This window comes from Serratia sp. CY81684 (assembly GCF_052166595.1).
Classification (GTDB): Bacteria; Pseudomonadota; Gammaproteobacteria; order Enterobacterales; family Enterobacteriaceae; genus Serratia; species Serratia nematodiphila.
Window position 1 is genome coordinate 212,894 of the sequence record NZ_JBJNOO010000001.1, and the last position, 18,293, is coordinate 231,186.

Here is an 18,293-nt window from a genome sequence, read left to right on the forward strand (position 1 = left end):
GTTCGATGAAAAAAGGGGTTAGCTTAAGGCTAACCCCTTTTGCTTTAGGCCAGCTTCTGCTGTGCCCAGGCCAGCCCGCTTTGGTACTCGCCCGGCAGCAGCGGCGCCAGCGCCTGCAGCGCCTGGCGCAGATCGGCGGCGCTCGGGTCGTTCAGATTGAGATGGCCGACCTTGCGGCCCGGGCGCACCTCTTTCTCATACCAGTGCAGATGCACCAGCGGCAGCGACAGCCACTGTTCGTTGACGGCGGTGCCGATCAGGTTGACCATCACCGACGGTGTGCTCACCACCGGCTGCGGCAGCGGCAGGCCGAGGATGGCGCGCAGATGCAGTTCGAACTGACTGATGGACGCGCCGTTTTGCGTCCAGTGGCCGCTGTTGTGCACGCGCGGCGCCAGTTCGTTGATCAGCAACCGATCGCCGACGATAAAGCACTCCATCGCCATCACGCCGACGTAGTTCAGCTCGTTCAGGATCGCCGCCAGCATCTGCTCGGCCTGTTGCTGCAGCGCCGGGTTGGGCTGCGGCAGCGCCACGCTGGTGCGCAGGATGCCGTCTTCATGCAGGTTGTGGGTCAGCGGGTAGAATACCGAACGGCCGTCGTGGCCGCGCGCGCCCACCAGCGATACTTCGCCGGAGAAATTGATGCCTTGCTCGACGATGCACTCGCCATAGGCGTCGGCCGGCAGTTCGGCTTCCTGGCCCGGGCGCAAGCGCCACTGGCCGCGGCCGTCATAGCCACCGACCCGGCGTTTGACGATCGCCAGTTCGCCCAGCGAAGCGAACACTTGCGGCCATTCGGCGGCGCTCACCAGCAGCTGCCACGGCGCGGTCGCCAGGCCGAGCTGGTCGAGCAGCTGTTTTTGCGTCAGGCGATCGGCCAGACGCGGGAAGATGTCGCGGTTGACGAAGGCGCTGTGGGTCGCCAGCTCGCGCGTCAGCGCGGTTTCCGGCCAGCGTTCGATCTCGGCGGTAATGACGCTGTTCTGATACGGCACCGCCTCGGGTTCGGCATCGATGCCGATGGGGTAGACGGCGATGCCCAGCGGTTCGCCGGCCTGGCGCAGCATGCGCCCCAGCTGGCCGTTGCCCAGTACGCAAACCGGCTTCATGCGTCCTCCCGCGGATCGGGGTGGTTCAAAACGTCTTCAGTCTGCGCCTGACGCCAGTCCGCCAAACGCTGCGCCAGTGCGGCGTCGTGCAGCGCCAGGATCTGCATAGCCAGCAGCCCGGCGTTGGCGGCGCCGGCTTTGCCGATCGCCAGCGTCCCCACTGGGATGCCGCGCGGCATCTGCACGATGGAATAGAGGCTGTCTACGCCGCTCAGCGCGGCGCTTTGCACCGGCACGCCCAGCACCGGCACCAGGGTTTTCGCCGCCAGCATGCCCGGCAGATGCGCCGCACCGCCGGCGCCGGCGATGATCACGTCAAAGCCGTTGGCGGCAGCCTGCTCGGCGAAGCTGAACAGCTTGTCCGGCGTGCGGTGAGCGGAAACGACTTCGACATGGAAGGGGACATCGAGCTGGGTCAGGACTTCGGCGGCGAACTGCATGGTGGCCCAGTCACTTTTCGATCCCATTACAATTGCGATTTTAGCCCCGGCATTGGCGGCTGAAGCGGCGTTGGCTCCCATGGGTGTAAGGCTCCTGTGATTTGTCTGGCGTCGGCTGAAGGCCGAATGAGGGCGTAGAGCATACCATGAGCGCACGGCGAGGAAAACGGTTGCGTCGCCGGTTTTCACCGGCGAAAGCGCGAATTTTCACTCGCGCGCCTGCGCGGAACTCAGAATGGGAATTGGATCAGCTCGACGGCGTCGGCGCTGACTTTGATCATCGATCCTTCGACGTGCCAAGCACCCAGCACCGCGCGATGGGCTTCGCCGTTGCTCAGCGCCAGCCGGTGCACCGCCGGGCGATGGGTATGGCCGTGGATCATCCAGTGCACGTCGTGGCGCAGCATCGTTTGCTCGACCGCCTGCGGGTTGACGTCCATGATGGCTTCCGACTTGTACTGGTTGGATTGCTGGCTGCGGGCGCGCATGTTGGCGGCGATCTTCAGTCGCCAGCGCAGCGGCAGCGCGAGGAACAATTTTTGAATCAGCGGGTTGTGCACTTTACGGCGGAATTGCTGATAGGCTTGATCGTCGGTGCACAGGGTGTCGCCGTGCAGGATCAGGATCCTGCGGCCGTACAGCTCCAGCACTTTTTTTTCCGGCAGCAGCTGCATGCCGCTGGCGCGGGCGAAGCGCTTGCCGAGCAGAAAATCGCGGTTGCCGTGGATGAAATAGCAGGGCACGCCGGCCTGTTGCAGCGCTTTGAGTGCCGCGGCGATCTCCGCGTGCAGCGGCTCGGGATCGTCGTCGCCGATCCAGGCTTCAAACAGGTCGCCGAGGATGTACAGCGCGTCGGCGTGCACCGCTTCGCGCCGTAAAAAACGCAGAAAACCGGCAGTGATTGCCGGTTCCTGTGCGCACAAGTGCAGATCTGCGATGAACAGCGTACTCATGCAGCCGCGATTACTCGCTGACGGTCACGCTGTTGATGACGACGTCTTCTACCGGTACGTCCTGGTGCATGCCGCTGCGGCCGGTTTTCACGCCTTTGATCTTGTTGACCACGTCCATGCCTTCAACCACTTCAGCGAACACGCAGTAGCCCCAGCCCTGCACGTTTTCGCCGCGGAAGTTCAGGAAGTCGTTGTCAGCCACGTTGATGAAGAACTGTGCGGTGGCGGAGTGCGGATCGTTGGTGCGCGCCATTGCCAGGGTACCGATGGTGTTTTTCAGACCGTTGTTGGCTTCGTTCTTGATGGTCGCGTTGGTCGCTTTCTGGTTCATGCCCGGCTCGAAACCGCCGCCCTGGATCATGAAGCCGTTGATCACACGGTGGAAGATGGTGTTGTCGTAGAAACCGGCGCGGCAGTAGTTCAGGAAGTTTTCAACGGTAACCGGCGCTTTGTCAGCAAAGGTCTTGATAACGATATCGCCGTGATTGGTGTGGAAAGTAACCATAGTTTTAATCCTAACAAGGTGAAGTGAGACGTCACGTAAAGCGAGTGAACATTCAGACCGCCCTTATAACATATCCGCCCCAGCGAGTCAGCAGCGGCTCAACCGCGCACTGTCTGTGGTAATTGCATTTGTGTTATATTATAACAATTGTGCCAGCCGGCGAATTTCGCGCATTTTATTCGCGTGAAGTCAGCAAAGCTTGGCCTTAACCTTGCAATAGATCAGGCTTCAGGTTTCAATACGCTACCGGGCGTAAAACCTGAAGCCCGGTTATCTTTTTTGTTATCACGCACACCACGGAATCTCCCGATGCTAAAGATTTTTAATACCCTGAGTCGTCAAAAAGAGGAATTCAAACCCATTCATGCCGGGAAAGTGGGCATGTACGTGTGCGGGGTAACCATCTATGACCTGTGTCACATCGGCCACGGTCGTACCTTTGTCGCTTTCGACGTGGTGGCGCGTTATCTGCGCTATCTCGGCTATTCGCTGAACTACGTGCGCAACGTCACCGACGTAGACGACAAAATCATTCGCCGCGCGGCGGAAAATCATGAGACCTGCGACCAGCTGACCGAACGCATGCTGGCGGAAATGCACGCCGACTTCGACGCGCTGCTGATCGATCGCCCGGATCAAGAGCCGCGCGCGACCCAGCACATCGCCGAGATCATCGAGATCACGCAGCGCCTTATCGATCGCGATCACGCTTACGTGGCCAGCAACGGCGACGTGATGTTCTCCATCGACAGCGATCCGCAATACGGCCTGCTGTCGCGTCAGGATCTGGATCAGCTGCAGGCCGGCGCGCGCGTGGAGATCGACGACGTGAAACGCAACCCGATGGACTTCGTGCTGTGGAAAATGTCCAAGCCGGGCGAGCCGAGCTGGCAGTCGCCATGGGGGCCGGGCCGTCCGGGCTGGCATATCGAATGCTCCGCCATGAACTGCAAACAGCTGGGCACCCACTTCGACATCCACGGCGGCGGTTCCGATCTGATGTTCCCGCACCACGAGAACGAGATCGCGCAGTCGAGCTGCGCCCACGACGGCCCGTACGTCAATTACTGGATGCACTCCGGCATGGTGATGATCGACAAAGAGAAGATGTCCAAATCGCTGGATAACTTCTTCACCATCCGCGACGTGCTCGGCCATTACGATGCGGAGACGGTGCGTTACTTCCTGATGTCCGGGCACTATCGCAGCCAGCTGAACTACAGCGAAGAGAACCTTAAGCAGGCGCGCACCGCGCTGGAGCGCCTCTATACCGCGCTGCGCGGCACCGACGCCGATGCCGCGCCGGCCGGCGGTGAAGCGTTCGAAGCCCGCTTCCGCGAAGCGATGGACGACGACTTCAACACTCCGGAAGCCTACTCGGCGCTGTTCGATCTGGCGCGCGAAGTTAACCGCCTGAAGAGCGAAGACATGGCGGCGGCCAACGGCATGGCGGCGGAGCTGCGCAAGCTGGCGAACGTGCTCGGCCTGCTGCAGCAGGAGCCGGAGCAGTTCCTGCAAGGGGGCGCACAGGTTGACGACGGCGAAGTGGCGGAGATCGAAGCGCTGATCAAACAGCGTAACGAAGCGCGTGCAGCCAAGGACTGGGCGTTGGCGGACGCCGCTCGCGATCGCTTGAACGAGATGAACATCGTGCTGGAAGACGGGCCGCAGGGCACCACCTGGCGCCGCAAGTAAGCCGGCCGAAGTGAAAACAAAAAAGGCGCTGAATTCAGCGCCTTTTTCTATGGCTGCAGGTTAGGGTTTAACCATGACCTTGCCGCCGTTGAACTCCACCACCTGATCGGCGACGATCTTGCAGCGCTTGCGGGTTTCGACCTTGCCGTCGACTTTCACCCGCCCTTCGGCGATGACTTCTTTGGCGGCGCCGCCGCTTTCACACCAGCCCTGGAACTTCAGCAGATCGCACAGTTCGACGTGGGGATGATTGTCCAGATTGAAAATTTCCATACTGCCTTACTTATTTAGGTTGAACGTCGTGATATTCCTCGCAGGCCTGCAAGGTATTTTGGATCAGTGTAGCCACGGTCATCGGGCCAACGCCACCCGGCACCGGGGTGATGTAGGCGGCGCGCTCGCTGGCGGCGTCGAAATCGACATCGCCCACCACTTTACCGCTTTCCAGACGGTTGATGCCGACGTCCACCACGATGGCGCCCGGTTTGATCCAGTCGCCCGGGATGAAGCCCGGTTTGCCGACCGCCACCACCAGCAGATCGGCGTTCTCGACGTGATGACGCAGATTTTTGGTGAAACGGTGGGTGACGGTGGTGGTGCAGCCGGCCAGCAGCAGCTCCATGCTCATCGGGCGGCCGACGATGTTGGAGGCGCCGACCACCACGGCGTTCAGGCCGTAGGTATCGATGTTATAACGCTCCAGCAGGGTGACGATGCCGCGCGGCGTGCACGGGCGCAGCTTGGGCGCGCGCTGGCACAGGCGGCCGACGTTGTAGGGGTGGAAGCCGTCGACGTCTTTATCCGGATGGATGCGCTCCAGCACCTTGACGTTATCGATGCCGGCCGGCAACGGCAGCTGCACCAGAATGCCGTCGATTTCCTCATCGGCGTTCAGCTGGTCGATCAACGCCAGCAGCTCGGCTTCACTGGTGGCAGCGGGCAGGTCGTAGGAGCGGGAGAGGAAGCCGACTTCATCGCAGGCGCGGCGCTTGCTGGCGACGTAAATTTGCGAGGCCGGGTTCTCGCCGACCAGCACAACCGCCAGGCCTGGGGCGCGTTTGCCGGCCGCCAGACGTTGTTTCACTTGCTCAGCCACTTCGTTTCTAACCTGCTGCGCAATCGTTTTACCATCAATAATCTTTGCTGACATCAGTGTGGAAATCCATCAATTAAGAAAAGCGGGGATGTCGCTATTCTGGCAGAAGCTGAGCGCGCTGTCAGGCGCAGAATCACCCTCGCCGCCGTTGGCGAGGCCGATTTACGCTTTTTTTATGCCGGCTTCAGGAACCTCTACGCCATTTTTACCGGCATTTGCATACGCTGGGGCCATACACAGGGCGAAAGAGGGCAGGATCATGAGAGCGATAACCCGGCTTTATCCGTTGCATCACCAGCCTGGCGAGCAACCGGCGCAGCCTAAACACGTGGGGGAGACGGTGTTCGATTCTTCGCTGCACCCGGCGGACGGCGCGCAACTCACCGCGCTGCACCAGCTTTGTCAGCACCAGTCGGCGCCGTCTTGGCGGGCGCGCCTGAGCGCGCTGTGGCGGAAGCTGTGCGCATGAACGGCAGCGTATGGGCAGGCTGCACGCTGTTGCTGGTTTGGGCATCGGGGAGCCAGGCTTCTTTAAACAGCGCACGCCCTGACGCCGCATGGGTTGAAAACGTGGCGGCGACTTGCAACACACGGGTGATTGAGCATGCCGATTGGGGGGACATTGCCGCAGTGGTGATGTCTGCTCGCCTCTGCCAGCGGCGGGACAACGGGCGGCAAGGGCGTGAGCACGCGCCGATTTACGTAGGCGCGGGGCTGGCTCAGCGTAACGGCACCCGTTGACGAGAACCCTCGCCGTGCGGGCGCTGGCGGAAAAAACGCCATAAAGCACGGCCGCCGTCGTAACGTCATGAAAAGGCATTGACTCGCTAACCTCTGACCGTATAATCCCAACCCGCAGCCGCAGGTTGCCGCATCTCAATGCGCCCTTAGCTCAGTTGGATAGAGCAACGGCCTTCTAAGCCGTAGGTCATAGGTTCGAATCCTATAGGGCGTGCCATTAAGTATCAATGAGTTACGCATTTCATCCCGTCTTTCCAATTTCATCATGGGACAGATTTGGGACTAAACCTTCGAAAATCGCATCAATTTGCCTCGCATGCTCAGTGTGCAAGGTGAGCGTATCGCTGTACCATTCCTATGCTCTCCCAGTCGCCCATTTCTTGCAGTACCGAAAGTGGCACACCGGTCTGAAGCAATTTGCTTGCCCACGTATGCCGCTGTTTTTTGCGTCATGTGGGCGCGATATGAGAAAGGCATAAAAATGGCCACGCCAAAGGATAGGCTATTTGATAGAGCGGCAATTAATACGCGTAAAGGATTAAAGGCGTTGAAGTAAATTAAAGAATTTTCCCTTCCATCACGTAAAAATCTCCACTCATCGTTGTGTAGTAAGCATAAGAAATGTGTTTTTCGAAATTATCGCAGTGAACAACGGTATTTTTATCGGATTCTTGCCAGGAAATCATGAAATAGCCGTCAGCCAATGAACGCCACTGGAAAGGCACATTCATAATGGTTCCGCGAAGTTCTCCGTTTAGAAACTCAACGGTAATGGTGTTTTCACTGGCATGGTAGGCGTTTTTAACTTCGAGACCATTGTCCATCTTGATGGTAAAAGATTGGCCTGCATAAGGAAATTTTACAGCCATTGTCGCAACTCCTTTAATGTGTCGTAGCTGAAAAGCGGCGGTGAAGCACGCTGCTATCCCGAATCACTCATGCATAAGGCGGTAGTGAGGTCAGCCAGCTGAGCGTTAAGCGGCTGGATAGGTCCAATAGTAGAGAGAGCGCATCGGTGGAAAAAGGGACCGGCGGGCAATTCACTTTTCTCTTTTTGTTCATAAAGGGGATGGGCGGCAGGTTACTGTTCACTGCGGGGTTGTGGGGTTTAAGTGACGGGACTTTGTCTGACACCGAGCGCGGTCACAGGAAACGGCAAGCGGCATTGAACCTTCGTTTAGTTTGTCGCGCTACAATAGGCGAAAATTTCCCCATGGAGCCTATCGTGCGCAAATCCAGATTCTTTCTCGTGACCTTGCTGTGCCTGTGCGCCGCCGCCGTGCTGTACGTGATGGCATATCGGGCGCTGGGGCATTACCTCAGTGACGGCGAGAAGGCCTACCCGGATATCAGCGTTGAAATTCGCTGAGAGCCGTGCGGCCTGAAGGGGACTGCGCCGACTTTTTCGCACTGATTTACCCGCCATTTACTCGCCGTCGGCAATGATGACGCAGCGTCTCCACACGGTGTGGTTCTCTTGGGCGGAATGCGGTTATGTCACTGCAGCAGGTTTCGAATGTCTCTTTAAGCAACAACGGCTTAAAGGGCATCGGTTACAAACATTATGCGTTGGCGATCGTGGCGTTTTCGGCGCTCGTACGGTCTATATCCTTAACCGACAGGTATTTTTGGTGCGATGAAGCCTCCAGCGTGCTGACCAGCCGTTACGATGTGGGCGCGTTGCTCTATCACGCTTCCTTCGATGTTCACCCGCCGCTTTATTACCTGCTGCTGCATGGCTGGATGGTGCTGTTTGGCGACGGCATTCTGGCGGCCCGCTCGTTGAGCCTGGCGTTCGGCGTGGTGACGGTGGCACTGGCGATGCGCTTTATCCGTTGGCTGGCCAATGAACGGGCGGCGCTGATCGCGGGCTGGCTGATGGCGATCATGCCGATGGCGGTGCGCTACAGCCAGGAGGCGCGCATGTATGCGCTGATGGGGCTGCTGGCGATCGCCGCCGCCATGGCGTTGGCGAAGTGGCTGAAAACGTCGGATAACCGTCGTTATCTGGCGCTGTATGCGCTGTTGATGACGCTGAGCTTTTATACCCATTACTTCACGATTTTCACGCTGATCGCGCATTGGCTGGTGGTGTTGGCGCTGTCGTGCCGCCGCGAAGGCGAGTGTTATATCAAGCAACCGGCATGGTGGCTGGCCAATGCGGCGATCGGGGTGGCCTACATTCCCTGGCTGCTGGTGTTGTTCAATCTGCTGGCGCATATCGCCGAGCTGAGGGTCGGCGGCGACGTCGGTTGGATCCCTCAGGTTTCCTGGAGCGATCTGCCGGCGATGTTCTGGCGTTTTCTCACCGGCCATGATGGCAGCAACTATCCCACGATCATTCTCTGGCTGTTGCCGGCGATGTTTGTCGCTTTATGTTCACTGCTGCTGTGGCGGCGCCAGATGCCGAGAAAATTCTCTCTGCTGCTGCTCTGCGGCATTCTGATCCCGGTGATGCTGGTATTCGCCATTTCCTGGCGCTCGCCGCTGTTTGTCGATCGCTATCTCTATTCCGCCGCGCTCGGCATTCCGCTGGTGTTGGGCGTGCTGATCGCCGGAACGAAAAACCGAGTGCGCGGGATCTCTTTGCTGCTGTTCTTCAGTTTGTTGTTCGGCTGCGGTGTGCGTAACGATTACCCGGCCGAGAAAGATGAGTTCAAGGTGATGGTGCACTATATCAACAGCCACTATCAGCCTAACGATGCGGTGGTGGTCAGCAACATGTTCAACTACCTGAGCTATGTGTATTACAACAAACAGGGCTACCGCGCCTTGCTGTATACCCCGGCCAGGCCCAACGGCATCTCGGGTAAGCCCAATGCCTATGGTTTCGGTACCTTTTTCCACGATCGGGCGGCGCAGACCTACGTCGATAAGCTCAGCGCCTTATCGAAGGGCCATCGCCGGATTTGGCTGGTCAGCGGCGGCGATTTCAACCAGGACTTCGGCCGTTCGCCGCCGGGGTGGGTCAACACCGTTACCTTCAAGAGCGGCGGGTTCGAGTCGCGCCTGTTCGTGGTGCGTTGAGCAAAATGTCATATTTCCCATTCGGCGTTACATCTGGCCGAGCAAACTTACGCGGGGATGACAGTTCTATACATTGAGATTGATACTGTAGCTCTACCCGATGATGTTGTGTGTTATCCATTCCCTGTAGTGTATTACCCCATCCCTGTTAAGTTTATCCCGCCTTGTGCGGGATTTTTTTTATCTGCGCGGGGCGAGATGCAGGCCGCCGGTCATGATGTTGCGGGTGGCCGGCAGGGCGAGAAAATCGTGTGGGAATCCCAGCTCGATGGCACTGAGATCGTCCAATCGCCGCCAATGATCTTCCGTCAGCGCCACCTTCAATGCACCGAGGTTATCTTCCAATTGCGCCAGGGTTCGGGCGCCGACGATCGGCGCGGTGACCGTCGGCTGGCGCAACGTCCAGGCCAGCGCGATTTGTGATGGGGTATACCCGGTCTCGTGAGCGATCAGGTTGACGGCATCGGCGATACCGAGATTGCGTGCGTTCAATGTCCCCTTGGCGCGTACGGCTTCGCGCCGAGTGCCCGCTTCATCTGGCGATGGCTGCAGATCCTGTCGCCGGTATTTGCCGCTCAGCACGCCGCCGGCCAGCGGCGACCAAGGGATAACGCCCATCCCCAATTCTTGCGCCATCGGCAGCAGTTCGCGCTCGACGGTGCGTTCCAGCAGGCTGTACTCGATTTGCAAGGCGATAAGCGGCGACCAGCCGCGCAGGTCCGCCAGCGTTTGCATCCTGGACGCCTGCCAGGCAGGGAGATCAGACACCGCCACATACAGCACTTTTCCGGCGCGCACCAGGTCGTCCAGGGCGCGCATGATCTCTTCCACCGACGTGGTGAAATCCCAGGCGTGCAGATAGAGCAGATCGATGTAATCGGTATTGAGCCGTTGCAGGCTTGCTTCAACCGATCGCAGCATGCTTTTGCGATGGTTGCCGCCGGAATTGGGATCGTCTGGCTGCATCGGCAGGGTGTATTTGGTGGCGATCACCAACCGATCGCGGCGCCCGGCGGCGAACTCACCCACGAAAAGTTCGGCGCTGCCCTCGGTATAGCGGTTGGCGGTATCGATAAAGTTGCCGCCGCGTTCGACATAAACGTCAAACAGACGTCGAGCCTCGGCCAGTTCGGCGCCCCAGCCCCAGTCGGCGCCGAAGGTCATGGTGCCGAGCGCCAACGGTGAAACGCGCAGACCGGAACGGCCCAGCAGGCGATAGTGATCCAGTGAAAGTGTGGTGTTCATAGGCATTCTCCCGTGTAGATGCCGTCCACGATAGCGCCCGAAGGTTGTTTAAGGAATGGGCTATAATCTTCATGAATTATTAAGTAGGGAGAGCATAATGAGGGGCAGTGATTTCGCCGAATTGCGCGCCTTTGCCGCTATTGTCGAGCACGGCGGCTTCGCCCGCGCAGCCGCACATTTGGGTATATCCGCTTCGGCGCTCAGCCAAACGCTGCGCAACCTGGAGGCGCGTCTGGGTGTGCGTTTACTGAATCGCACCACTCGCAGCGTGGCGCCGACTGAAGCCGGAAGACTGATGTTGGCGCGCCTGACGCCCGCGATGGCCGAGATCGACGCGGCGGTGGCGCAGGTGGTAGAGCAACGCCAGAACCCCTCGGGTCTTTTGCGGCTTAACGTAACCCGCGTGGCGGCGTTGCATTTTCTGGCACCCTTGATCGCGCCGTTTCATCATCAATACCCCGATATTACGCTCGATCTCAATGTTGAGGAGCGGCTGGTGGATATCGTTGCCGGCGGTTTTGATGCCGGCGTGCGGCTGCACGAGAAACTGGCGAAAGATATGGTGGCGGTCAAGCTGGGCGGGGAGGTGCGGATGCGTGTCGTTGCTTCGCCGGCGTATTTGGCGCGTCACGGCCGGCCGTTAACACCGGGCGATCTGCATCGGCATCGGTGTTTGAATTACCGCTGGCCGACCAACGGCAATGTGTATCGCTGGGAGTTTGAGTGTGACGGTGAAAAGCAGGAGATCGCCGTGAAAGGGCCGGTGACAGTCGATGAGCCGGAAATATTGGTGAGGGCTGCGATGGATGGGGTAGGCATTGCCTACCTGTTTGAGCAACAGGTTGCCACCGGCCTGGCCGAGGGGAGGCTGTTACCGCTGCTCGATGCCTGGACCCCTCCGTTCCCCGGTTTCTATCTGTACTATCCGGCAAACCGCCAAACGCCGCGCCCGCTACGCGCTTTTATCGACTTCGCCCGTCAACAGGCAGAACAGGGCGAGTAACGCGATTTTTTTGAATAACACCGTCAGTTTTATTCGGTATTCAGTCGCTGTGCGCTTAATTAGATTGAACGAGAGAGGGGCGCCGTCGGCGCCTTTGTGCAATGAGTGGAGAATTTCTATGGCGAAGACAGTAGTGGTGTTTCATTCCGGCTACGGCCATACCGAGCGTTTGGCGAAAGTGGTGGCGGAAGGCGCCGGGGCGGAACTGATCGCCATCGATCAGAACGGCGATATCAGCGACGAAGCCTGGCAGACGCTGGATGAGGCGGACGCCATCATCTTTGGTTCGCCGACCTATATGGGCGGCCCATCCTGGCAGTTCAAGAAATTCGCCGACGCCAGCTCCAAAGCCTGGTTCGGCCGCAAGTGGCAGGATAAAGTGTTCGGCGGTTTTACCAACAGCGCCAGCCTGAACGGCGACAAGCAGGTGACGCTGATCGCGCTGCAGACGCTGGCTTCGCAACATGGCGGCCTGTGGGTCAGCCTGGGGCTGCTGCCGGCCAACACCAAATCGGCGCAGCGCACCGACGTCAATAACCTGGGCGGTTCGGTGGGGCTGCTGGTGCAGACCCCGGCGGATGCCGGCGTGGATGAGATGTTGTCGGGCGATCTGGCGACCGCCAAGCTCTATGGTCAGCGCGTAGCGGGCTTTGCCGCCAAACTGGCGTAAGACCTATCGTGTAGATGGGACGGCGGTGCGGTTGAACGGATGCCGCGTTCATTTTCTCTGCACAATTGGCGTGTAATCTGCGAAATGTTATTAGCCTGCTTGGGCTAACACTGCATTTCGTACAAATATTCCCGGTTCCTAGGCCGGGTTTTTTGTTGCTAAGGTCTGCTTAAGCTTTCACCGCTATACTGCGCGTCAGCACGGTCATGCAATGCATGGCCGTGTCGTAACTGTCGATTTGCTGTTGTTCAAGCAAGCCCGCTTCATGCGGGCTTTTTTTGGGTTGTTATTGCACAGGCGGCCCAGTTGCAGGAAAATAATCGCACAGTGATTCAAACATCATTTAATGACCAATAACCACAAGTTTATTAATGTAATTAACGCTCTCGGCGGCCTATTACGCTATGCGCTATGCTGACAGCAGAGCGGGCATTATTTGCTGACGCTGTGCGGGGAGTTACGCCGCGGCCGCATCAGGCTAAGAAAATTCTGTTAATTAAATGTTAATGTTTTTTATTATTGATTTGTCTGGCTTTTTTGGTTGAAATTCGGATTGACTATCCCTCACTGGCCGGGCGAGAGAGTATGCATATTATTATTCTGGTTATTAGCAAAATATGGGCGAGGCGATGAGCGCCAGAATAAACGCCAGGCATGGCCTGCCGCTAACGGTGCAGCTGATCAATCTTTTCATGCTGGCCTTTTTACTCTCCCTGGTGGGTATTCTTAGCCGGCCGATAGGTTCACTTTCTTTATTTTGGCCGGTCAACGCGATTCTGCTCGGGCTGCTGCTGCGTAAACCCGTTTACGCTACGCCGCTCGGCTGGCTCACCACTTATCTGGGCATGGTCGCCGCCGATCTCAGTACCGGCGAGGGCTGGTCCCTGGCGCTGTGGCTGAACGCCTGCAACATGTCGCTGATCGCCGTCGGTTACGGCATCATGCTGATGCTGCCGCAATCTCAACGGCGCATGGGCAAACCCCAGGCGATACTCTATATGTTCAGCGCCAGTCTGGCCGGATCGGCGGTGGCGTCGACGCTGTCGGTGCTGCGTAACGACAGCCTGTACAACAATACGGTGGTGGTCGCCTGGTTGGCCTGGTTCAGTGAGCAGTTCTCGACGACCTTGCTGCTGTTGCCGGTGCTGATGGCGGCGCCGCGGTTGAAACAGCTGTTTCGCATGCAGGTGCGTTGGCGCCTGAAAGGCTGCCTGCCGCTATTGGCGCTACTGCTGTCGCTGGCGTTCAGCGTCTATATCGGCGGGCCGGGCGCCATCGCTTTCCCGATCCCGGCGCTGCTGTGGTGCGCAGTGCGCTACCAGTTGTTCCCCGTGACGCTGTTGACGTTGTTGACCGGCATGACCGAGATCAGCAACATTTCAGCCAACCTGGTGCTGTATGAAACGCCGAACAATCACAACGCCTTCCTCGACACCCTGATGTCTGCCCGCTTGGGCATCGCCATGCTGGTGATGGGGCCGCTGATCCTCGCCAGCTCTATCGCCGCCAATCGCAAGCTGATGCGGCGTCTGGAGCACAGCGCCAACCACGATTTCCTGACCGGGGTGCTGGCGCGCAGCGCGATGACGCGCAAAGCGGGCGAGCTGCTGGAGCACAAGCACCGCTCGAAAGAGGCGGTGTCGCTACTGCTGATCGACATCGATCATTTCAAGCAGATCAACGATACGCACGGCCACAGCGCCGGCGATCAGGTGTTGGCGTCGTTCGCGCACATCGTGCGGCGCGAGCTGCGGCACGATCAGCTGTTCGGCCGCCTGGGCGGGGAAGAATTCGCCATCATGCTGCCGCGCGCGCTGGCGGCGCAGGGCGTGGCGCTGGGCGAGCATCTGCGCCGGTTGGTGGAGCAGGCGGAACTGCAGGCGGAAGGCAAACAGACGCTGAAAATCACCATCAGCGTCGGCGTCGCCAGCCTGGCGATGAACGAAGTGAAATCGCTGGAGCAGTTGATGAATATGGCGGATATCGCGCTGTATCGCGCCAAATCGCAGGGGCGTAATCGGGTGGAGTCGTTCAACGTGGTGAACGGCAACAGCGTCGAGCATATTCTGTTCCGCTAACCGTTTTCAGCCTTGCCTGGGTTCGAAGCGGGTTTCGCAATTAGGGCAAATCAGTATCACGTCTTGCAGCATTGCCGCGCATTTTTGCCGGGTAACATAGCCGCATTTAGGGCAGACGATTTGGGTGGAGCGGTTGATAAAACCTTTGACGCTGCTGGAATCGGACATATCAATAGCCTGTGTCAGGTGAAAACTCACGCTAACACAGGCGATGACAAATTTCGTTGGTTATTTTCTGTACGCAGAGGCTTACAGGCTTTTCAACGCCTTGATGGTTTCATCCATGTCGATCTCGTGCTCGGAGAAGGTATGGGTGGTGTTCTGGAAGGTGGTGATGGTCAGCATGCGCAGCGTTTGCATGGCCTGCGCCTGGTCTTCGGACTGTGGGCGAATGCGGTTCATCAGCAGGCCGACCGACAGCACGGTGTTCTCTTTATCCACATCGGCTTTGACCGGCACTTCCTTGGTGAAGGTATTGAAAGACTTGATGCTGGTGATCTTGATTCTTTCATTGGCGATGATGATGTATTTGCTGGGCGCCAACACTTTGACCGCATAAGCCGACGGGCCTTTGGTGTTGTTGGTCGGTTCGAAGGTCACCGCCGCGTTTTTCTTAATCAGCTCCGGATTCTGCACTTTAATCACGTGAAAATAACGATTTTCTCCGTTCTCGTCGGTAATAAAGCCGAAGCCTTTGTCTTCAAAAAAAGTCGTTATCTTGCCGTTCATCGTTATTCTCACAAAAGGGATCAATACAGCGCTTATGATAGCGCGGAATGCCTTGCAGCGACAGATTGCGCGGGCGGCATTTAGTCATGCGATAACGGCATTTAGCGGCTTTCCCCCCACATGCTATGTTCATGCTGACTTCATTCAATGCGAAAAAGGAATATCGATGGGTATCAAACGTCTCAATCACGCCGTGCTGTATGTCAGCGACGTGCGGCAGAGCGCCGACTTTTATCATCAGGTATTGGGCTTCAAGCTGAAGCCGTCCGACAGCCCCGACCGGGCGGTATTTACCCAGGCCGCCGATTCGGACAACGATCACGATTTGGCGCTGTTCAGCAAGAATCTGGGCCAGCAGCGCGCCGGGGTGTTTCGCGCCAGCAACGAGCCGCCGGCAGAGCATGAGCCACCGGCCGGGCTGTACCATCTGGCCTGGGAAGTGGACAGCCTGGAAGAGCTGGAGCGCATTCGTCACCAGCTGGCCGAACGCGGCATTCTCGGGCTGGAAGAGGATCACGGCGTGCACAAAAGCATTTATGGCCACGATCCGGACGGGCTGCTGTTCGAGGTGACCTGGTTTATTCCGCCGGCGCTGCTGACCGAAGAGGATAAAAACCAGCAGGGAATTCGCCCGCTGGATTTCGCCGCCGAGAAGCGGCGTTTCGCCGGTCTTTAACCTGCTCCTGCGCGGGGCGCCGTGGCGCCCCGACGATCACAGCACTTTGTTGAGGAAGTTAACGGTGCGAGGGTGCTGCGGCTGAGCCAGCACCTGCCTGGCGTCGCCCTGTTCGACGATCTGCCCGTCGACCATAAACACCACCCGATCCGCCGCTTCGCGCGCAAAGCCGATTTCATGCGTGACGACCACCAGCGTGACGCCCAGATCCGCCAACCCTTTAATCACGTCCAGCACTTCACCGACCAGCTCGGGATCGAGCGCGGAGGTCGGCTCATCGAACAGGATCACCTTCGGGTTCAGCGCCAGCGCGCGCGCGATGGCGATGCGCTGCTGTTGGCCGCCGGAGAGGTGGCGCGGATAGGCATCCGCCTTGTGGCGCAGCCCGACGGTATCCAGCAGTTCATAGGCCACCGCCTTCGCCCGTTCGCGGGAGTGAATTTTGTGCACCACCGGCGCTTCGATGATGTTTTCCAGCACCGTCAGGTGCGGGAACAGGTTGAAGTTTTGGAACACGTAGCCGACGTTGATGCGCTGCCGGAGAATGGCCTTTTCCTTCAGCTCGTACAGTCGGTTGCCCTTGCGGCGGTAACCGACGTAGTCGCCGTCGATGCGGATAAAGCCTTCGTCGACGCGCTCCAGATGGTTGATCGCCCGCAGCAGCGTCGATTTGCCCGAGCCGGAAGGGCCGAGGATCACGGTCACGGTGCCCGGCTGCAGCGTCAGGCTGACGTCGTCCAGCGCCTTGTGTTTACCGAAAAACTTGCTGACGTTGCTGATTTCGATCAGGCCGCGCGCCGGCACCGGGGTGAGGTTGCGTGCCGGCTGTTCGGGCAAGGCGTAATAATCAATGGCTTCAGACATGCGGGTCTCCTAACGTTTTAGCCAGCCGGCCAGTTTCTGCCAGGGCGTCGGCGGCAGTTCGCGCACCGCGCCCCGGGCGAAATAGCGTTCGATGTAGTATTGGATCACCGACAGGGCGGTGGTGATGAACAGATACCAGACGGTGGCCACCATCAGCAGCGGTATCACCTGCTGGGTGCGGTTATAGATCACCTGGATGGTGTAAAACAGCTCCGGCAGCGCCAGCACGTACACGATCGAGGTGCCTTTCGCCAGACTGATGATCTCGTTGAATCCGGTCGGAATAATGGATCGCAGCGCCTGCGGCAGAATGATGCGGAAGGTGCGGCGATAGCCCGGCAGGCCCAGCGCCGCCGCCGCCTCGTGCTGGCCGTAATCCACGCCCAGGATGCCGCCGCGGATGATCTCGGCGGTATAGGCGGACTGCACCAGCGTCAGGCCCAGCACCGCCACGGCGAACTGGCCAAGGATATCGATGGTCGGGTAGCTGGCGAACACCACCGAGGTAAAGGGAATGCCCAGCGAGATGGCGTCGTACAGATAGGAAAAGTTATACAGGATGATCAGCACCAGGATCAGCGGCAGCGAGCGAAACAGCCAGATATACCCCCAGGCCAGCGACGCCAGCAGGTAAGAGCGCGACAGCCGCGCCAGCGCCAGCAGGGTGCCGAACAGGATGCTGAACAGCGTGCCGAGCAGCGTCAGCAGCAGGGTCTGCCCCAGCCCCGCCAGCACCGCCGGGGCGAAGAACCACTCGGCGAACACGCCCCATTCCCAGCGCGCGTTGCCCGCCACCGATTGCACGATGGCGGCCAGAATAAACAACGAGAACAGGGCGCCGATCAGCCGCAGCGGATAGCGGGCGGGCACCACTTTCAAGACTTCTTGTTTGGACATGTCATGTCTCCTGACTACAGATAAAGGGGGTTTAGGCGATTTTCCTTTCCGACGCGCAACAACACGCGTCCTCTGCAATCAGGCTTTTGCGGAACGGCAGGCGGCCATCGTAGGGCGGGCGGCTGTAAACCTCGCTGTCAACGGTGGGATCGAACTGCGGCTGATAACCGTTGCTCAGGTACAGGCCCACCGCTTCGGGCTGGCGAAAGCCGGTGGTCAGGTAGAGCCGGCGATACCCCTGCGCCAGCGCCAGCGTTTCCAACTGCTGCAACACCCGCTGCGCCAGGCCCTGGCGGCGCAGATCGCCCCGGGTCCAGATGCGCTTCAGCTCGGCGGTTTGCGCGTCATAGCGTTTGAAGGCGCCCATGGCGATCGGCGCACCGGCGCGCAGCAGCACGATGAAGGCCCCTTGCGGCGGTGCATACAGGTCCAGCGGTTCCGGTTCCTGGTCACCAAAATAGTCGCCGTAACGCTGGCGATATTCACCGAACAGCCCCTCGATCACCGGGGCGATCAGCGGGTCGGTCGGCAACGTCTGAATGAAGGTGTCTTGCGTCATTGC

Annotated in this window: 22 protein-coding genes, 1 tRNA gene and 1 pseudogene; 10 read left to right on the forward strand and 14 right to left on the reverse strand. The window is 59.0% G+C overall.

Going from position 1 to position 18,293, the window contains the following annotated elements; translation table 11 throughout:
* Nucleotides 1–44 precede the first annotated feature (44 nt).
* The 4 genes from purK to ppiB all read right to left on the reverse strand — a co-directional run bounded on the left by purK (nt 45) and on the right by ppiB (nt 3,010).
* Nucleotides 45–1,112 carry a 5-(carboxyamino)imidazole ribonucleotide synthase gene (gene purK, locus ACJ8QF_RS00990; RefSeq protein WP_442537201.1) on the reverse strand — a complete coding sequence of 356 codons (1,068 nt, stop codon included), beginning with the start codon at nt 1,110–1,112 and terminating at the stop codon, nt 45–47.
* Nucleotides 1,109–1,633 (reverse strand): 5-(carboxyamino)imidazole ribonucleotide mutase, encoded by a 525-nt coding sequence (gene purE, locus ACJ8QF_RS00995; RefSeq protein WP_004940188.1) that lies wholly within the window; start codon nt 1,631–1,633, stop codon nt 1,109–1,111. Before purE ends, purK begins: the two co-directional genes overlap by 4 nt.
* 149 nt (nt 1,634–1,782) lie before the next feature.
* A complete protein-coding gene (locus tag ACJ8QF_RS01000; RefSeq protein ID WP_442537202.1) occupies nt 1,783–2,505 on the reverse strand; it encodes a UDP-2,3-diacylglucosamine diphosphatase in 723 nt (240 codons plus the stop codon).
* Nucleotides 2,506–2,515: 10 nt separating this feature from the next.
* Nucleotides 2,516–3,010: a peptidylprolyl isomerase B gene (gene ppiB / locus ACJ8QF_RS01005; RefSeq protein WP_004940183.1), complete on the reverse strand. Its 495-nt coding sequence runs from the start codon at nt 3,008–3,010 to the stop codon at nt 2,516–2,518.
* Between the two features lie 309 nt (nt 3,011–3,319).
* Here ppiB and cysS point away from each other — a divergent pair, with 309 nt between their 5' ends.
* Nucleotides 3,320–4,705, forward strand: a complete 1,386-nt coding sequence (gene cysS / locus ACJ8QF_RS01010) for a cysteine--tRNA ligase (protein WP_154871309.1) — start codon at nt 3,320–3,322, stop codon at nt 4,703–4,705.
* 60 nt (nt 4,706–4,765) lie between these two features.
* Here cysS and ybcJ read toward each other — a convergent pair whose 3' ends face one another.
* Together ybcJ and folD are read right to left on the reverse strand one after the other, a co-directional pair.
* The gene (gene ybcJ, locus ACJ8QF_RS01015; RefSeq protein ID WP_004940179.1) at nt 4,766–4,978 is read right to left on the reverse strand and encodes a ribosome-associated protein YbcJ; all 213 of its coding nucleotides are present in this window, start codon (nt 4,976–4,978) and stop codon (nt 4,766–4,768) included.
* 10 nt (nt 4,979–4,988) lie between these two features.
* Nucleotides 4,989–5,855 (reverse strand): bifunctional methylenetetrahydrofolate dehydrogenase/methenyltetrahydrofolate cyclohydrolase FolD, encoded by an 867-nt coding sequence (folD, locus tag ACJ8QF_RS01020; protein WP_004940177.1) that lies wholly within the window; start codon nt 5,853–5,855, stop codon nt 4,989–4,991.
* A 205-nt stretch (nt 5,856–6,060) separates the two neighbouring features.
* Here folD and ACJ8QF_RS01025 point away from each other — a divergent pair, with 205 nt between their 5' ends.
* From ACJ8QF_RS01025 to ACJ8QF_RS01035, 3 genes are all read left to right on the forward strand, one after another.
* On the forward strand, nt 6,061–6,270 hold the full coding sequence (locus ACJ8QF_RS01025) for a hypothetical protein (RefSeq protein ID WP_346593712.1): 210 nt from the start codon (nt 6,061–6,063) through the stop codon (nt 6,268–6,270).
* Nucleotides 6,267–6,542, forward strand: a complete 276-nt coding sequence (locus ACJ8QF_RS01030) for a hypothetical protein (protein ID WP_442537203.1) — start codon at nt 6,267–6,269, stop codon at nt 6,540–6,542. The genes ACJ8QF_RS01025 and ACJ8QF_RS01030 overlap by 4 nt, the downstream gene beginning before the upstream one ends.
* 140 nt (nt 6,543–6,682) lie before the next feature.
* A tRNA-Arg gene (locus tag ACJ8QF_RS01035) sits at nt 6,683–6,759 on the forward strand.
* Nucleotides 6,760–6,783: 24 nt separating this feature from the next.
* On the opposite strand, the pseudogene ACJ8QF_RS01040 reads toward ACJ8QF_RS01035, so the two are convergent.
* Nucleotides 6,784–6,979 (reverse strand): annotated as a pseudogene (locus tag ACJ8QF_RS01040) (tyrosine-type recombinase/integrase); the annotation flags it as partial.
* Nucleotides 6,980–7,099: 120 nt separating this feature from the next.
* On the reverse strand, nt 7,100–7,411 hold the full coding sequence (locus ACJ8QF_RS01045) for a MoaF-related domain-containing protein (protein ID WP_044031779.1): 312 nt from the start codon (nt 7,409–7,411) through the stop codon (nt 7,100–7,102).
* A gap of 356 nt (nt 7,412–7,767) precedes the next feature.
* Here ACJ8QF_RS01045 and ACJ8QF_RS01050 point away from each other — a divergent pair, with 356 nt between their 5' ends.
* Both ACJ8QF_RS01050 and ACJ8QF_RS01055 read left to right on the forward strand, forming a co-directional pair.
* Nucleotides 7,768–7,911, forward strand: coding sequence for a hypothetical protein (locus ACJ8QF_RS01050; RefSeq protein ID WP_015376917.1), 144 nt, complete (start codon nt 7,768–7,770; stop codon nt 7,909–7,911).
* A gap of 125 nt (nt 7,912–8,036) precedes the next feature.
* Nucleotides 8,037–9,569, forward strand: coding sequence for a glycosyltransferase family 39 protein (locus ACJ8QF_RS01055; protein WP_280630857.1), 1,533 nt, complete (start codon nt 8,037–8,039; stop codon nt 9,567–9,569).
* Between the two features lie 180 nt (nt 9,570–9,749).
* Here ACJ8QF_RS01055 and ACJ8QF_RS01060 read toward each other — a convergent pair whose 3' ends face one another.
* The gene (locus tag ACJ8QF_RS01060; protein WP_261124071.1) at nt 9,750–10,814 is read right to left on the reverse strand and encodes an aldo/keto reductase; all 1,065 of its coding nucleotides are present in this window, start codon (nt 10,812–10,814) and stop codon (nt 9,750–9,752) included.
* Between the two features lie 97 nt (nt 10,815–10,911).
* Between ACJ8QF_RS01060 and ACJ8QF_RS01065 the strand changes: the two genes are divergently transcribed.
* The 3 genes from ACJ8QF_RS01065 (at nt 10,912) to ACJ8QF_RS01075 (ending at nt 14,565) form a co-directional block, all read left to right on the forward strand.
* Nucleotides 10,912–11,817, forward strand: a complete 906-nt coding sequence (locus tag ACJ8QF_RS01065) for a LysR family transcriptional regulator (RefSeq protein ID WP_280630856.1) — start codon at nt 10,912–10,914, stop codon at nt 11,815–11,817.
* 118 nt (nt 11,818–11,935) lie between these two features.
* A complete protein-coding gene (locus ACJ8QF_RS01070; RefSeq protein ID WP_004940045.1) occupies nt 11,936–12,487 on the forward strand; it encodes a flavodoxin family protein in 552 nt (183 codons plus the stop codon).
* A 629-nt stretch (nt 12,488–13,116) separates the two neighbouring features.
* The gene (locus ACJ8QF_RS01075) at nt 13,117–14,565 is read left to right on the forward strand and encodes a GGDEF domain-containing protein (protein WP_033645856.1); all 1,449 of its coding nucleotides are present in this window, start codon (nt 13,117–13,119) and stop codon (nt 14,563–14,565) included.
* A gap of 6 nt (nt 14,566–14,571) precedes the next feature.
* Here the strand turns inward: ACJ8QF_RS01075 and ACJ8QF_RS01080 are convergent, their stop codons facing one another.
* A complete protein-coding gene (locus ACJ8QF_RS01080) occupies nt 14,572–14,733 on the reverse strand; it encodes a YnfU family zinc-binding protein (protein ID WP_015376921.1) in 162 nt (53 codons plus the stop codon).
* A gap of 81 nt (nt 14,734–14,814) precedes the next feature.
* Nucleotides 14,815–15,294: a cold-shock protein gene (locus ACJ8QF_RS01085; protein WP_004940042.1), complete on the reverse strand. Its 480-nt coding sequence runs from the start codon at nt 15,292–15,294 to the stop codon at nt 14,815–14,817.
* Between the two features lie 166 nt (nt 15,295–15,460).
* On the opposite strand from ACJ8QF_RS01085, the gene ACJ8QF_RS01090 reads away from it, so the two are divergent.
* The gene (locus ACJ8QF_RS01090) at nt 15,461–15,970 is read left to right on the forward strand and encodes a VOC family protein (RefSeq protein WP_171403122.1); all 510 of its coding nucleotides are present in this window, start codon (nt 15,461–15,463) and stop codon (nt 15,968–15,970) included.
* 36 nt (nt 15,971–16,006) lie between these two features.
* On the opposite strand, the gene ACJ8QF_RS01095 is transcribed toward ACJ8QF_RS01090, so the two are convergent.
* The 3 genes from ACJ8QF_RS01095 to ACJ8QF_RS01105 are packed head-to-tail and all read right to left on the reverse strand — an operon-like array spanning nt 16,007 to nt 18,290.
* On the reverse strand, nt 16,007–16,834 hold the full coding sequence (locus ACJ8QF_RS01095) for an amino acid ABC transporter ATP-binding protein (protein ID WP_015376924.1): 828 nt from the start codon (nt 16,832–16,834) through the stop codon (nt 16,007–16,009).
* A gap of 9 nt (nt 16,835–16,843) precedes the next feature.
* Nucleotides 16,844–17,731: an amino acid ABC transporter permease gene (locus ACJ8QF_RS01100; protein ID WP_004940038.1), complete on the reverse strand. Its 888-nt coding sequence runs from the start codon at nt 17,729–17,731 to the stop codon at nt 16,844–16,846.
* A gap of 31 nt (nt 17,732–17,762) precedes the next feature.
* Nucleotides 17,763–18,290: a GNAT family N-acetyltransferase gene (locus ACJ8QF_RS01105; RefSeq protein WP_015376925.1), complete on the reverse strand. Its 528-nt coding sequence runs from the start codon at nt 18,288–18,290 to the stop codon at nt 17,763–17,765.
* Nucleotides 18,291–18,293 lie beyond the last annotated feature (3 nt).